Source organism: Streptomyces lydicus (genome assembly GCF_001729485.1).
GTDB classification, from domain to species: domain Bacteria; phylum Actinomycetota; class Actinomycetes; order Streptomycetales; family Streptomycetaceae; genus Streptomyces; species Streptomyces lydicus_D.
Map to the genome: position 1 here is coordinate 6923491 of NZ_CP017157.1, position 14689 is coordinate 6938179.

The following is a 14689-nucleotide window of genomic DNA, read 5'->3' on the forward strand; positions in this document are numbered from 1 at the left end:
GGCGGGGCGCCCCGTATGGGGGTGCGGGCGCCCGCGGCGGGGCGGGGGATCACGGCCGGGGCGTCCCCGCCGGTCCGGTGGGGGCGGACGCGTGCGCGCAGGCGCCGGTGAGCGCCCGCAGGCCGTATCCGAGGAGGCCGAGGGCCGCGACGCCGGCGGCCACGGCGGGTACCGCGGCCGGGCCCGCGGCGGTGGTCAGCGTCTCGACGGGGAGGCCGAGCGGGGTGAGGCCGGGGAGCCGGGCGCTCAGGACCAGGGCGGCGGCGAGTGCCTCCAGGGCCGCGGCGCAGGCGAGGCCGGTGGCGGCCGCCTCGGGGAAGCCGTGGACGGCGAGCAGCCGGGCGAGGAAGAGCAGCACCCCCAGGGCGGCCGGCGCCACGACGGCCGGGGCCGGCGCGCCGTGGCTCCCGAGGACCGCCCGCGCGCCGAGCAGCAGCGCCGTCAGCGCGCCCAGGAAGAGCAGGGTGGCACCGAGCAGCAGCGGCCGGACGCGGGCGGCGAACTCCTCCAGGCCGCGGCTGGTCGCGAGGGCGCGCCGGCCGCGCCGGGCGAACCAGCGGGCGCCGCCGGCCGCCGGGAGGACGGCGAGGGAGAGCGCCAGGGCGGCGGCGACGTCGGCCCGTGGCGTCGCGGACGGCAGGTCGGGGCCGCCGGCCAGCAGCTGCCCGAGCAGCCAGTCGCCGTACACCGCGTAGCCGGCCGCCCAGCAGACGCAGACCCACAGGGCCGCGGTGCGCGCCGCCCCGGTGCCGCGGTGGCGGACGCGCAGCGGTCCGGAGCGTACGGCCAGCCGGACGGCGAGGACGATCAGTACGACGCCCGCGGCACCGACCGCCGTACGGACGGCGGGGGTTGCCGGAGCGGCGGGGAAGGCGCGGGGGGCCGCGCCGGGCGGGGAGGCGAGGGCGGCCAGGGCGACGACGGTGGCGGTCGTGACGGCGCCGGGGAGGAGCTGGAGCACGGCGGCGCAGCGTCCGCCCCACCCCCGGACCGGCCTCCCACCCGCCTCCGGAATGCCGGCTTCCGGGTACGCGTCCCCGGCGTCCGGTCCGCCCGCGGGCCGGTCCCCTGGAGCGCCACCGCCCCCCGGCGCCGCCGCCGCGGCGCCCTGGTCCGCGCGGGGCACCCGGGCGTAGAGCTCCTCGGCGAGGGAGAAGACGTCGCGGTGCCGGAAGCGGGCGGCCGTGCGGTCGGTGACGCCGTGGGCCTCCAGGCCGGCGGCGATCTCCAGCGCGTCGACGGCGTGGGCGCACAGCGCGTGGTGGCGGTGCATCAGGGCGCGTACGGGGTCGGCGGACCCCCGGCGCGCGGGCCGGCCGGCGGCGCGCTCGCCCCCCGTACCGTCGTGGCCTTCCGCCGTGTCCTTCAGGGCACGGGCGGAGCCGCCTTCGGGCGCGTTCATACGTCGTCCCCCTCCCCCGGGGCCTGCGGGCGGGCGGCCCGTCCGGGGCGGAGGCGGCCGGCGAGCGTCCGGAGGACGGCCGGGGCGGGGTGCGCCGCCGCGGAGGCCGGCGCGTCGGGCCGGCCGCGGCGCCGGAGACCCTCGCGGTTGCCGGCCTGCGCCACATCGGCCATGCCCGTCACGAGCGCCACACCCACCACACCCATCGCACACATCACGTCCAGCACACCCGTCATGACTGCCATCTCCCTCACGCTGATCACGCCTGCCTCATCGCTCTGCCGCCCCGTCCCGCCGGTCGTCTCATGGCTCGGACATCACCGGGACCCCGGCGCCCCGCTCCGGCGCCGGCGCCGCCCAGCTCGGCGTACGGCCGGCCGGCGCACCCGGCCCGGTCGGCCCGGTGGCGGCGCCGGACCGGTGGGCGGCCCCGGTCGCCGCCCACCGGCCGGGGACGTGGGACTCGGCGGGGCGGTCGAAGGGCCGCGGCAGGCCCTGGGCGTGCCGCCCGCGGCGGTCGGCGGGGCGGGCCGGGGCGTGCGACATCAGCTCCAGGTAGATGCCACGAAATGCCGCGATGTTCTGCTCGACGGTGAAGAGTTCGAGCGCCCGCGCCCGGGCCGCCGCGCCCAGCCGGGCCCGGCGGTCGGGGTCGCCGAGCAGCGCCCGGCACGCCTCGGCGAGCGCCCGGGGGTTGCGCGGCGGCACGACCAGCCCGGTGCCGCCGATGACTTCGCAGACCGCGCCGGCGTCGGTGGACACCGTGGCGCGGCCGCAGAACATCGCCTCCACCAGGGAGCGCGGAAAGCCCTCGACGACGCTGGAGAGCACCACCACCGTGGCGGAGGCGTAGGCGTCCGCCAGGGCCGGTACGTCGGGGCCGCCGATCTCCTCGAAGCTGACCGGGTTCTCGCCGACGGTGCGGGCGTCGGCCGCCTCGTCGGGGAAGAGCTGGGCGGCCAGCGCCCGGCAGTGCGCGAGGTAGCCGGGCGCCTGCGGGTCGCGGCCGAGGCCGCCGACGATGCGGAGGGTGGCGGCCGGCTCGGTCCTCCGCAGTTCGGCGAACGCGTGCAGCAGTGCCACCAGGTCCTTGGCGGGCTCGATGGCGCCGACCCACACCAGCGTCCGGGAGTCGTCTGCGGGGGCGTCCGCGACGGCGGCGAACGGGGCCGTGTCCATGCCGGGGTAGACCGTGCGCAGCCGGGCCCGGTCGGCGCCGCAGCGCTCCTGCCAGCGGCGGGCGTGGGTGTTGCCGGGGGTGATCAGGGCGGCCCGGGCGTAGGTCTCGGCGGCGAGCGCGCCCTGGAAGGCGGCGAGCAGGGCGCGTACCGGCGCGCTCATCGGGGTCGCGGCGCGCGCGAGGTAGTGCTCGCGCAGCCGGACGCCGTACTCGGTGACCAGGAGCGGCGTGTCGAAGAAGCGTTTGGCCAGCAGCCCGGGCAGGGCGGCCGCGCCGCCGGAGGTGGCGTGGCAGAGGTCGACGGCGTCGAGGCCGGGGGTGGGCCCGTCGCCGTACCAGTCCAGCGACAGCGGGCGCAGGGCGAGTTCGAGCTGTTCCGCGACCGCCAGCAGGTCGTTGACCTGGGCGCCGTGGGCGGCGGGCAGCGCGCGGGGGCCGTGGCAGACGGCCTCCAGGGTGCGGACCGCGTCCTCGGAGCGGAGCAGGGCGGGCAGTCCGCCGTGCTCGCGAGCCTGTTCGGCCAGCCCGTACAGACCAGCGGCGAAACGGTCCGCCTTACTGGTCAGCGCGTTGTCGGGGATCTCTTCCCGGTCCGCGGGACGGCCGCCGGCGGGGCCCGCGGCGAAGGCCGACACCAGCGCGCCGAAGTGCTCGGCGAAGCGGCGGCGGGCCCGCCGTCCGGGCGCGCGGCCCCGGCGTTCCTCGGCGGCCCGGAGGTGGGCGGCGGGAAAGTCGCCCCACAGGGGGGCGCCGTGCCCCCGCCGTACGTGCTCCGGCAGGCGGGGCCCTCCGCGCGCGGCCCGGCCGGGCCGCGCGTTCAGGGCGTAGACCTCGAAGTCATGTCCGGTGAGCCCGCGCACGAGCCGGTCGCACCACGCGTGCGACTCACCGGACGCATATGGATGGCCACCCTCGGTGAGGAGTCCAATGCGCACGACTGCACCCCCGTCCTCCCATGTCGACGTCCCGGGTGGCGGGGGTCCCCCGGGCCGAAACCTGGCGAAGGTTCCTGGGGGGCGACCGCACCGCCGTCACCTGCAGGAAGAAGCTATGCAAAAGGGCCGGTGGCGCGATGGACGGTTGTCCGTCGCGCCACCGGAAGGGGTGAAAGCACGTAACTTTCCGACCGTAGGGGCGTTTCGACGCGGTATGTGCGCGCTGTGCGGCGACGCGCAGCGCCCGGCGGTCCGCGGCGACCCCGGGGTCGAGCACCGGTACCGCCGCCAGCAGGCCCTGGGTGCACGGGTGTTGGGGCCGGTCGTACACCGCTCCGACCGGGCCCTACCCGCCGATCGCCCCGGACCGCGTCACCGCGACCCGGTCGCCGGCCGCCCGTACGACGGCCGGGTCGTGGGCGAGGAAAGCCGGCGACAGGACCGGTTCGCGGCGCAGTTGGCCGAGTACTTCCCTGACCTGCGCCCGGGTGGTGACGTCGAGCGCGCAGACCGGTTCGCCGCGGACCGGCCCCCGGGCGCGGGGGCCGGGTTCAGCGCTGGGTGGGGAACGGCCAGGAGTTGGGCCGGCAGGTCACGCCGTCGGTCGTCAGGAACTTGGTCTGCTGCATCATCACCGGCGCCAGGGCGCCCTGCCGGGAGCAGATCTCGTGGTTGTGACCGAGCCGGTGACCGACCTCGTGGTTGATCAGCATCTGCCGGTAGGCGAGCATCTTGTCGCGCCCGTAGGTCTTGGCACCCTGCGCCCACCGGTAGGCGTTGATCATGACGCGGTCGGTGGCCGCCGAGTCGCAGGAGACGTTGTCCTCGGTGGTGTCGAGACCGGACTTGGCACACCACTTGGCGGTGGTGCCCGGGCTCGCCAGCGTGATCACGAAGTCGGCGGGGCCGGAGGCCACCCGCTGGAAGGTCCGCTGCCCGCCGTGCGCCCAACTGCGGTCGTCGTTGAGGGTCTTGTGCACCGCCTCGGCGAACAGCTTGCCGTCCAGCGGCAGCCCCTCCTCGATGTCGACCCGGTAGCGCAGCAGCTTGCCGTGGCCGGGCGCCTTGGCGTCGCTGCCGACCGGCTTGAACCGGCCGCTGGCCGTCAGGTCGGCGGCCAGCGGGAAGACCTGGGTCATCTGCTCGTCGTAACCGGCGGCCTTGGCGTCCTGGGTGGGCCGGGCGTTCGACCGGGAGGTCTCGTCGCCGGCGCCGTCGGTACGGTCGTTGCCGCTGCGCGGCTGCGGGTCCGCGCCGTCCTTGTGCTGCTCGGCCACCTGGCCCGCGATGACCACGGCGAGCACGGTGGTCACCGCGGCGGCCGCCGCACCGGTGAACGTCCGGCCCATGCTGCCCTTCCTGGCGCCGTGCCGTGCCTCGTCCGGGTCGGCGCCCACCGCGTCGGCCGGGTCCTGGCCCGCCGGGTCCTGACCGACCGTAACGCCGGGCTCCGCGCCGTCGGCGCCCGCCGCGCCGGAGCCGGCGTAAGCGCCCGGCCCGTCGGGGCCGTCGGGGCCGAAGCCGGCCCCCTCGCGGGCGAAGACCACCGAGCGTCCGGTGAACCGGGCGCCGGGCGGTACGACAGGGGCCGCCCGCCGGACGGGGGCGTCGGGCGCACCGGCCCGGAACACGTCGTCCTCGGGGTCGGCCGGACCGTCGGCCGCGCCGGGGCGTCCCGGCCCGGCCGGGTACACGCCGGCGTCGAAGGCGTCGACGTACTCGCGGCGGGGGCCCGGGCCGCTGCCCGGCGCGGCGAGCGGCCGGCCGGCGGGCATCTCCGCGCGCGGCCGGGGAATCCTCGGCCCGTCGGCGGCGCCGGGCGGGGTCGCCGGGGCGCCGGGAAGCGTGCCCCAGCCGCCGCCCGGCTCGTGCTGTTCGGGGTGCCCGCCGCGCACCGGGGCGCCCTCGGCCGGCTCGCGTCTGCGGCGGCCCGGCCCCGGCGCGGGCTCCCGCGGGCCGCTGCCCGGGGGTACGGCCGGCTGCGCGGGGTTCTCGGTCTCCGGCCGGCTCCGGCGGCTATGGCGTCCCACGGGGCGTGTCAGCTCCTGCCCGCATCAGCGGTCACGTCGTTCACTTCACTGTCCAGCAGCTCGCGGACGGCCCGCGCCACCGCCTCCGGGTATTCCATCATCGCCACGTGCCCCGCCTCCGGGAGCGTCAGCAGTCGCGAACCGCGGAACGCCGCGGCCGCCCGCCGCGCCATCCGGAAGGAGACCAGGCGGTCGCGTCCACCGTAGACGAGAAGCGTCGGCGCGAGCACGCGCTCTGCCTGACGCCACAAATTGTGCTGTCCGCCGAGCGTGTAGGCGTTCACCAGACCGCGCGCCGAGCGCTCCATCACCTCCCAGAAATACGGGAGTTCGAGCCGGCGGCGGTACTCGTCGACCGCGGCGTTGAACCCTTCCGGGGTGACCCGGCCGGGGTCGCCGTAACAGAGCGCCATCACCTCGCGGGTGCGGCGCTCGGGCGTCCAGTCGCGGGTGAGCCGGCCGAAGAGCCCGGCGAGGCCGGGGACCGCGAGCAGCGCGGTGGGCACCGCCGTCCGCTGCGGCCGCAGCTCGGGCAGGGCCGGCGAGATCAGCGTCAGGGTGCGCACGAGGTCCGGGCGGACGGCCGCCACGCGGGTCGCCGCGGCGCCGCCCATCGAGTTGCCGAGGAGGTGGACGGGGCCGCGGTCGGCCGCGTCGAGGTAGCGGATGACCGCCCGGGCCTGCGCGGAGACCGAGTAACTGCCGTCGTCCGGCGGGGGTGACTGGCCGAAGCCGGGCAGGTCGAGGGCCTCCCCGTCGAGCCGGTCGGCGAGCAGCGGCATCAGCGCGGACCAGTTCTGCGAGGAACCGCCGAGGCCGTGGAGGTAGAGGGCGGGTGCCCGGTCCGCCTCGTCGCCGCCCGCCGGCCCGCCGTCCCTCTCCAACGGCGCCCGCACACTCAGCGTCAGGCCCGGCAGGGTCACGGTGCGCACCGCCTCCGCCGCGGCGCGGCCGCCGGGGCCGGCCGGCGGGACCGGAAGGGCGGCGGTCGCGGTGTCCGGCGACTCGGTCGAAGACATGGGTCGATGTTACGAGACGATCACGCCCCCGATTGTGTGTTCGCGGTCACACACCGCATCGCGCCTTCGCTGCGGCTCTCCTAGGCTCGTAGGCAAGGGCAGCCGCCCGGGTCCCCTGCTTTCCTGCCAGGAACAGCCGACGCAGCGAGTCCGTGAGAAGGGAACCACCATGCCTGTCGACCCGACAGACCCGGACACTTTCGAGGACGAGGCCGACGACGTCACCGAGATCGACGTGGAGGCGCCGGAGGCGGACGCCGCGGAGCAGTACACCGATATCGCGCCGCAGCGTGACGAGCCGCTCACCGAGGTCAGCCCGGAGGCCAACGAGGCCGATCTCGTCGAGCAGGCCCGCGTCGTGCAGCTCAACGAAGACGAATACCGATGACCTGGGGCGTTATGTCGCATTGTCGGGGCGGCGCCGAGGAGAAATTCTCGCCCCGGGCCGCGCACAGCCGGGTTACCCAAAAGTACGATGGCGGGCGCGGTGCACCACCTTGTACGGGCCGCGAACGGAACCACTTCTGGGAGGCAGCGTGAGCGCCATCGAGCAGACCGAGGCGGCACGCCCGCGGGGCACGCGCCTGCCACGACGGGCCCGGCGCAACCAGCTCCTGGGCGCCGCCCAGGAAGTGTTCGTCGCACAGGGCTACCACGCGGCCGCGATGGACGACATCGCGGAGCGGGCGGGCGTCAGCAAGCCGGTGCTCTACCAGCACTTCCCGGGCAAGCTCGACCTCTACCTCGCCCTGCTCGACCAGCACTGCGAGGCACTGCTGCACTCGGTGCGCTCGGCGCTGGCGTCGACCAACGACAACAAGCAGCGGGTCGCGGCGACCATGGACGCCTACTTCGCGTACGTGGAGGACCCGGGCGGCGCCTTCCGACTGGTGTTCGAGTCGGACCTGACCAACGAGCCGGCGGTCCGCGAGCGGGTGGACAAGGTGTCGCTGGAGTGCGCCGAGGCCATAAGCGCGGTGATCGCCGAGGACACCGGCCTGTCGCAGGACGAGTCGATGCTGCTGGCCGTGGGGCTGGGCGGGGTCTCGCAGGTGGTGGCGCGCTACTGGCTCTCCTCCAAGAGCGAGGTGCCGCGGGACACCGCGGTGGCGCTGCTGACCTCCCTCGCCTGGAAGGGCATCGCGGGCTTCCCGCTGCACGGCAACGACACGCACTGACCGTGTTCGCTGCTGGCGTGGTCCACGGCGTCCTGTGCATCCCCGTACCGGGCTAATGTGTGCTGCGTACAGCGCGGATCGCCGCGCACCCTCCCCCAGCTGACGCTGGGGGGCACCAGACCGTCGGAGGGACAAAGCCGTGGAGGTCAAGATCGGCGTGCAGCACGCGCCCCGCGAGATCGTTCTGGAGAGCGGGCAGTCTGCCGAGGAGGTCGAGCGCGCGGTGTCCGAGGCGCTGGCCGGCAAGTCGGAGCTGCTGAAGCTGGTGGACGAACACGGCCGCAAGGTCCTGGTCCCGGCGGACCGGCTGGCCTATGTGGAGCTCGGCGAGCCGGCCGGCCGGAAGGTCGGCTTCGGCGCGCTCTGACCGACGCGGCGCCGACCGCGGCGCGTGGGTGAGAACAAGGGCGGCGGCCCGGGGGATTCCCTCCGGGCCGCCGCCCTTTTCGCAGATCAGGCCGTTCGAGTCGGACCGGCTGCGCTGATCAGGCAGCTGACCCGCGGCGGGAGGGTTGCTGCCGCAGCCCCCTGGGTACGACCGCCTACGACCGATTTGTTCGTCCGGTCGGCACGCACCACCGGCACCGCCGGTTCGGTGCCGCCACCCGGGCACGCAGACTCGCGGGAGGGGAAAGCATGATCCTGGAAGCGCTCGGAGCCGTCCTCATCGGGCTCGCCATCGCCCTGTTCGCCATGCGCAGGCTGCCCGACCGCTTCCCCGCGCGCACCCTCACCCTCGCGACGGGCCCGGTCGCGGCGCTGCTCGGCGCCCTGCTGACCCGCTCGATCCTCGGCCCCGGTCATCCCGTCCAGGTGATGGTGGCCGCGGTCGCCGTGGGCGCGGCGCTGCTGTCGGTCCTGGTGCGCCCGCCGCGCTCCCGTCTTCGGCGGCCGGCGGCACCGCTGAAGGGGCACCGGACGGCCTGAGCCGCCCGGCACCCCCGTGGGCCGCGGTCAGAGACGGTGCGGCGGCGTCAGGCCGCCAGCCCCAGTGCCGCCATCCGCTTGGTGTGCGCCTCCGTGATCCGGGAGAACATCCGGCCCACCTCCGCCAGGTCGAAGCCGTCGGCGACGCCGCCCACCAGCATCGTGGAGAGCGCGTCGCGGTCCGCGACGACCCGCTGGGCCTGCGAGAGGGCCTCGCCCATCAGCCGCCGCGCCCACAGCGCGAGCCGCCCGCCGACCCGCGGCTCGGCCTCGATCGCCGCGCGCACCTTCTCCACGGCGAAGGTCGCGTGCCCGGTGTCGTCGAGCACGGCCAGCACCAGGTCGCGGGTGTCGGAGTCCAGGCGGGCGGCGACCTCGCGGTAGAAGTCGCTGGCGATCGAGTCGCCGACGTACGCCTTGACCAGGCCCTCCAGCCAGTCGGACGGCGCGGTCTGGCGGTGGAACTCGTCGAGGGCGGCGGCGAACGGCTCCATCGCCTCGTTCGGCTCCGCCTCGATCTGCGCGAGCCGCTCCCGCAGCCGCTCGAAGTGGTGGAACTCCGCCGAGGCCATCTTGGCCAGTTCGGCCTTGTCGTCCATGGTCGGCGCGAGCTTTGCGTCCTCCGCCAGGCGCTCGAAGGCGGACAGCTCGCCGTATGCGAGCGCGCCGAGCAGGTCGATCACGGCGGCCCGGTACTGCGGGTCGGCGGATGCCTGCGCCCAGTCCTGGGCGGCGATCCCGGTGTGTTCTTGCGCGTCAGCCGCGGCGTTGTCAGGCGTTCCCATGACCGGCACAATAGCCCGCTCCGGGGCCCGGGGAAGGCCCTGGTCAGCCACTTCCGTTCACCCGTACGAACGGCCCGGAGGCCGGCCGCCCGGCGGTCCGGGCCGGCGTGACGTATTCCTCACTCATACAAGCCTTCGGATGGGGGCGCCGTATCCGGGGTACAGTGGTATTGGACCTGCCGAGGAGTCGGTGGGTTTTCCACGAAGCGGATGCCCGGTCGGTGGCCCGATCGGCTCCAAACCGACCGCCCTCCGCGGCGGCGCGTACGAGAGGTACGCACCGCAGGAGGCACACCGCTCGCGGCATGAGTGCTTGAGCGTTGGCAGTGGTCCCGCCCCACCGGCCGCCATCAGGCCGGCCCCGTACAACCCGTACGACGGAGCGGTACGACCCCCTTCGCCGCCTCACGCCGCGTCTCACAGAAGAGGCAAGATTCTGTCTACGTTTCGAGACCTCGGGATTTTCCCCGAGACGGCCGAGGCCCTGGAGGCCGTCGGCATCATCTCCCCCTTTCCCATCCAGGAGCTGACGCTCCCCGTCGCCCTCTCCGGTAACGACGTCATCGGCCAGGCCAAGACCGGCACCGGCAAGACCCTGGGCTTCGGCCTGCCGCTCATCGAGCGCGTCACGGTCCCGGTGGACGTCGAGGCGGGCCGGTCCCGGCCCGAGGAGCTGACCGAGGCGCCGCAGGCGCTCGTCGTCGTCCCGACCCGCGAGCTGTGCCAGCAGGTCACCAACGACCTGCTCACCGCCGGCAAGGTGCGCAACGTCCGGGTGCTGGCCATCTACGGCGGCCGGGCCTACGAGCCGCAGGTCGAGGCGCTGAAGAAGGGCGTCGACGTGGTCGTCGGCACGCCCGGGCGGCTGCTGGACCTCGCCGGCCAGCGGAAGCTGGACCTGTCGCAGGTCCGCACGCTGGTCCTGGACGAGGCCGACGAGATGCTCGACCTGGGCTTCCTGCCCGACGTCGAGAAGATCATCCAGCTGCTGCCGGCCAAGCGGCAGACCATGCTGTTCTCCGCGACGATGCCCGGCCAGGTCATCTCGCTGGCCCGCCGCTACATGTCGCAGCCCACGCACATCCGCGCCACCGCGCCGGACGACGAGGGCCAGACCGTCGCCAACACCACCCAGCACGTCTTCCGCGCGCACTCCATGGACAAGCCGGAGATGGTCGCGCGGATCCTGCAGGCCGAGGGCCGCGGCCTGGCGATGGTGTTCTGCCGTACGAAGCGGACCGCCGCCGACATCGCCGACCAGCTCGCCCGGCGCGGCTTCGCGTCCGGCGCGGTGCACGGCGACCTCGGCCAGGGCGCCCGTGAGCAGGCGCTGCGCGCCTTCCGCAACGGCAAGGTGGACGTCCTGGTCTGCACCGACGTCGCCGCCCGCGGCATCGACGTCGAGGGTGTGACCCACGTCATCAACTACCAGTCCCCCGAGGACGAGAAGACCTACCTGCACCGCATCGGCCGGACCGGCCGGGCGGGCGCCAAGGGCACCGCGGTCACCCTCGTCGACTGGGACGACATCCCGCGCTGGAAGCTGATCAACAAGGCGCTGGACCTGGCGTTCGACGAGCCGGAGGAGACCTACTCCACCTCGCCGCACCTCTACGAGCAGCTCAACATCCCGGCAGGCACCAAGGGCGTGCTGCCGCGCGCCGAGCGCACCCGGGCGGGGCTCGCCGCGGAGGAGCTGGAGGACCTGGGCGAGACCGGCGGCCGCGGTCGCGGACCCCGCCGGGGCAACACCGTCGAGGAGGAGCGCCCGCAGCGCACCCGTACGCCGCGGCAGCGCCGCCGTACGCGTGGCGGCGCGACGCTGGACGCCCCGGCCGGATCCGAGGCGCAGGCGACCGGGTCGCTCGATGCCGCCGAGGGCACGGACGCCGGGGACGCGCCGGCCGCGCCGCGTCAGCCGCGCCGCCGCCGTCGTACCCGCGCCGGGCAGTCGTCCGCGGTGACGGCTCCCGCCGAGACCACCTCCCCCGCCGCCGCGGCGGTCGCCGTGTCGGCCGACGCGGTGGCCGACACGGTCGCCGAGGCCGAGGCCGCGCCCGCCAAGCCGCGCCGCCGCCGGACCCGCAGCGCCGCCAAGGCCGCGGTGGAGACCGCCCCGGCCGTCGTGACGGAAACCGTGACGGAGCCCGTCCAGGCCGCGGAGCCCGTGGCGGAGGCGGCCCCCGCCAAGCCCAAGCGGACCCGCAAGAGCGCCGCGGCGAAGGCCGCGGAGGCCGCCGTGGACACCGCCGAGGGTGCCGAGGCCGCTCCGGCCAAGCCCAAGCGGACCCGGAAGACCGCCGCCGCCAAGGCCGCCGAGGCCGCCGTGGACACCGCCGAGGGTGCCGAGGCCGCTCCGGCCAAGCCCAAGCGGACGCGGAAGACCGCCGCCGCCAAGGCCGCCGAGGCCGCCGTGGACGCCGCCGAAGGCACCGAGGCCGCCCCGGCCAAGCCCAAGCGGACGCGGAAGACCGCCGCCGCCAAGCCGGCCGTGGACGGCGCGGACGCCGCCGAAGCCAAGCCGGTGCGCCGCCGCACCCGGGCCAAGGCGCCCGTGGCGGCAGAGGCGACGCCCGAGAGCTGACGCCCGTACGGTCCGACGACCCGGCCCCGCACACCGCGGGTGCCGGGTCGTCGGCGTCCCGGCCCGGTTTTGCCGTCCGGCCCGGATAATCTCGGTCCATGAGCAGGCCCACCGACCTCACGCTGCCCCCGTGCGCCCGCGCGTACCGACTCGACACCGAGCGCGGCTCGTTCGCCGTGCACGACGCCCGGCCGGAGGGCGCACCGATCGGGACCGCGGTGCTGGTGCCCGGGTTCACCGGCAGCAAGGAGGACTTCATCGCCTTGCTGGAGCCGCTCGCCGCTGCCGGGTTCCGCGCGGTCGCGGTGGACGGTCGCGGCCAGCACGAGTCACCGGGCCCGCGCGAGGAACAGGCTTACGCACAACGGGAGTTGGCGCTGGACGTGCTGGCCCAGGCGCGGGCGGTGCGGGAGGCGGACGGCGGTCCGCTGCATCTGCTGGGGCACTCGCTGGGCGGCCTGATCACCCGGGCCGCGGTGCTGCTGGACGCGACCCCGTTCCGCTCGTTGACCGTGCTCAGCTCCGGGCCCGCGGCCATCGAGGCGGCCCAGCAGGCCCGGGTGCGGATGCTGATCGACGCGCTCGGCCGGCTCGACATGGAGAGCGTCTGGCAGGCGATGCGCGAGCTGGACCCGCCGGAGGCGGCGGACGCGGCGACGCCCCCGGAGATCGGCGCGTTCCTGCACCGCCGTTGGCTGAACACCGTTCCCGAGCAGCTGATCGCCACCGGCCGGCAGATGCTGGAGGAGCCCGACCGGGTGGCGGAACTGTCCCGTACGGGGCTGCCGGTGCACGTGGTGTCCGGGGCGGTCGACTACGCCTGGCCGGTGCCGTCGATGGACGCGATGGCGGTGCGGCTGTCGGCCCGCCGCACGGTCGTCGAGGGCGCGGAGCACTCGCCCAACACGGAGCGCCCGGAGAAGACGGCCGAGGCGCTGACGGGGTTCTGGAGCGGGGTGGGATAGCCCGCGCCGCTCCCCATCGCCCGCCCCGGCCCGGGCCGGGCGGCGCTGCCGGTTCGGCCGGGTGGGCGGTGCCGTCAGGACAGCGCGCGACGGCTGGGCGAGCATCGAAGGGGGCGGGCGGCCACCGGCGGCCGGCCGCCACCGGCTCCGTACGAAGGGCTCGACCATGACCGAGAGTTCCCGGGAAGACCCGCACGGCATCGCGCTCAACCGGACCTTCGACGCCCGGCGTGAGCTGGTCTACGAGGCGTGGACGACGCCCGCGCACTTCGCGTACTGGTTCGGCGGGGAGCTGCCGGTGCCGGTGGAGCGGATGACGATGGACGTGCGGCCCGGCGGGGTGTGGAGCCTGGTGATGCTGGCGCCGGACGGCGGCGAACTGCCGTTCTCGGGGATCTACCGCGAGGTGGCGCCGCCCGAGCACCTGGAGTTCACGCTCACCGACGACGCGGTGCCACGCGGCGAGGAGGGCGAGCTGGTCCGGGTCTGGCTGACCGACCTCGGGGACCGTACGGAGATGGCGTTCCGTCAGGTCGGCGGCCATCTCGGCGCGGAGCAGTACCAGCAGGCCGAGGCCGGCTGGGCGGGCTTCTTCGACCGGCTCGGCGAACTGCTCGCCCGGGCCTGAGCGGCGCCGGCGGCCGGCTCAGTACTGCCCCTGTACGTGCTCCCAGAAGCCGTCCCGCAGGACCCGGCGCAGGTCCGCGTGGCCGCGCAGGGAGTGCCGCAGCAGCGCCTCCGCGGCGGTCAGCAGCTCCTGGTCGACGGTGCCGGGCAGATAGGGGTGGCCGGGCAGGAGCTCGGCGACCCACTCCCGGCCGCGCTCCGACAGCCACTGGGCGGCGACCCGGGCCCCGACGAAGCGGACCTCCTCGCGGCTGGGCGCCGGGCCCTCGCCGGCCGTCGGGTCGGCGTATTCGGCGCCGGTGCGGCGGGTGACGTAGGGCTTGCAGAACGCCAGGTCGAAGGTGCGGGCGCTGTCGACCTCCCACAGCAGCGGCTCGGCCTGGTTGCGGCCGCCCGGCGCCTCGATGCCCCACAGGTGCACCCGCGCGCCGTAGCCCTGGGCCGCCTCGACGGCGGAGACCAAGTCCTCGTCGCCGCCGATGAGGACGGCGTCGCTGATCGCGCGGTGCCGGGCCAGCGACTCCAGGTCCGAGCGGATCAGGGAGTCGACGCCCTTCTGCTGGTTGTTGGCGTTGAGGTTGCCGAGCCTGACCTTCACGTCGGGCAGCTCGGCGATCCGCTGCTGCTCCTGGGTGTGGATGCGGCGGCGGGCGCCGTCGTACCAGTAGACGCGCAGCAGCCGGCTGTCCGCGAAGATCGTCCTGGCCTTGTCGATGAACGCCTCGATGAGCCCTTCGGCGTCCAGTTCGAAGCCCTTGCGGTCCTCCGTGCCGGTGACGAGCCTGCCGACCGCGGCGTAGACGTAGCCCGCGTCGACGAAGGCCGCATGGGTGGACGGAGAGGTGGCGACCTCGGCGAGCACCCGGGTGAGCAGCTCGTTGGTGCGCTCGATGCCCGCGGCGAGCGCGGCGAGGTCGGTGGGGCCCGTGGGCTGGACGTCGTTCATACCGGACCCATTGTCCGGGCGCTCACTCCGCGCGCACAAGCGCTTCACCAGGCAGTATTTAGACCGTCGAAAATTTTCTTTAGCGTAGGGAATGATTGCAGGGTGCGGGTC

At 75.3% G+C, this 14689-nt stretch carries 14 protein-coding genes; 7 read left to right on the top strand and 7 right to left on the bottom strand.

The genetic code is table 11. From position 1 onward, the window contains the following. Positions 1–49: 49 nt before the first annotated feature. The 5 genes from SL103_RS29960 to SL103_RS29980 form a co-directional block, all read right to left on the bottom strand. The gene (locus tag SL103_RS29960; RefSeq protein ID WP_069572096.1) at positions 50–1402 is read right to left on the bottom strand and encodes a hypothetical protein; all 1353 of its coding nucleotides are present in this window, start codon (positions 1400–1402) and stop codon (positions 50–52) included. Then, on the bottom strand, positions 1399–1647 hold the full coding sequence (locus SL103_RS29965) for a hypothetical protein (protein ID WP_164492735.1): 249 nt from the start codon (positions 1645–1647) through the stop codon (positions 1399–1401). Before SL103_RS29965 ends, SL103_RS29960 begins: the two co-directional genes overlap by 4 nt. Positions 1648–1705: 58 nt before the next feature. Continuing rightward, complete coding sequence (locus SL103_RS29970; protein WP_069572098.1) at positions 1706–3517, bottom strand: DUF3492 domain-containing protein; 1812 nt, start codon at positions 3515–3517, stop codon at positions 1706–1708. 551 nt (positions 3518–4068) lie between these two features. After that, complete coding sequence (locus tag SL103_RS29975) at positions 4069–5547, bottom strand: DUF3152 domain-containing protein (protein WP_079146048.1); 1479 nt, start codon at positions 5545–5547, stop codon at positions 4069–4071. 8 nt (positions 5548–5555) lie between these two features. Further along, positions 5556–6566, bottom strand: a complete 1011-nt coding sequence (locus tag SL103_RS29980) for an alpha/beta fold hydrolase (protein ID WP_069572099.1) — start codon at positions 6564–6566, stop codon at positions 5556–5558. 169 nt (positions 6567–6735) lie between these two features. Here SL103_RS29980 and SL103_RS29985 point away from each other — a divergent pair, with 169 nt between their 5' ends. The 4 genes from SL103_RS29985 to SL103_RS30000 all read left to right on the top strand — a co-directional run bounded on the left by SL103_RS29985 (position 6736) and on the right by SL103_RS30000 (position 8671). Further along, the gene (locus SL103_RS29985) at positions 6736–6954 is read left to right on the top strand and encodes a hypothetical protein (RefSeq protein ID WP_069572100.1); all 219 of its coding nucleotides are present in this window, start codon (positions 6736–6738) and stop codon (positions 6952–6954) included. Positions 6955–7102: 148 nt separating this feature from the next. After that, on the top strand, positions 7103–7744 hold the full coding sequence (locus SL103_RS29990) for a TetR/AcrR family transcriptional regulator (RefSeq protein WP_069572101.1): 642 nt from the start codon (positions 7103–7105) through the stop codon (positions 7742–7744). Between the two features lie 139 nt (positions 7745–7883). Further along, positions 7884–8111 (top strand): DUF3107 domain-containing protein, encoded by a 228-nt coding sequence (locus SL103_RS29995; RefSeq protein ID WP_069572102.1) that lies wholly within the window; start codon positions 7884–7886, stop codon positions 8109–8111. A gap of 269 nt (positions 8112–8380) precedes the next feature. Next, the gene (locus tag SL103_RS30000) at positions 8381–8671 is read left to right on the top strand and encodes a hypothetical protein (RefSeq protein ID WP_033266073.1); all 291 of its coding nucleotides are present in this window, start codon (positions 8381–8383) and stop codon (positions 8669–8671) included. 47 nt (positions 8672–8718) lie between these two features. Here SL103_RS30000 and SL103_RS30005 read toward each other — a convergent pair whose 3' ends face one another. Continuing rightward, positions 8719–9456 (bottom strand): ferritin-like fold-containing protein, encoded by a 738-nt coding sequence (locus tag SL103_RS30005; protein ID WP_069574241.1) that lies wholly within the window; start codon positions 9454–9456, stop codon positions 8719–8721. Between the two features lie 313 nt (positions 9457–9769). Between SL103_RS30005 and SL103_RS30010 the strand changes: the two genes are divergently transcribed. The 3 genes from SL103_RS30010 (at position 9770) to SL103_RS30020 (ending at position 13633) form a co-directional block, all read left to right on the top strand. After that, positions 9770–12040 carry a DEAD/DEAH box helicase gene (locus SL103_RS30010; protein ID WP_069572103.1) on the top strand — a complete coding sequence of 757 codons (2271 nt, stop codon included), beginning with the start codon at positions 9770–9772 and terminating at the stop codon, positions 12038–12040. A gap of 98 nt (positions 12041–12138) precedes the next feature. Next, the gene (locus SL103_RS30015) at positions 12139–13005 is read left to right on the top strand and encodes an alpha/beta fold hydrolase (RefSeq protein ID WP_069572104.1); all 867 of its coding nucleotides are present in this window, start codon (positions 12139–12141) and stop codon (positions 13003–13005) included. 166 nt (positions 13006–13171) lie between these two features. Beyond that, positions 13172–13633 carry an SRPBCC family protein gene (locus SL103_RS30020; protein WP_069572105.1) on the top strand — a complete coding sequence of 154 codons (462 nt, stop codon included), beginning with the start codon at positions 13172–13174 and terminating at the stop codon, positions 13631–13633. Between the two features lie 18 nt (positions 13634–13651). Here SL103_RS30020 and SL103_RS30025 read toward each other — a convergent pair whose 3' ends face one another. Beyond that, the gene (locus SL103_RS30025; RefSeq protein WP_069572106.1) at positions 13652–14578 is read right to left on the bottom strand and encodes an NYN domain-containing protein; all 927 of its coding nucleotides are present in this window, start codon (positions 14576–14578) and stop codon (positions 13652–13654) included. Positions 14579–14689 lie beyond the last annotated feature (111 nt).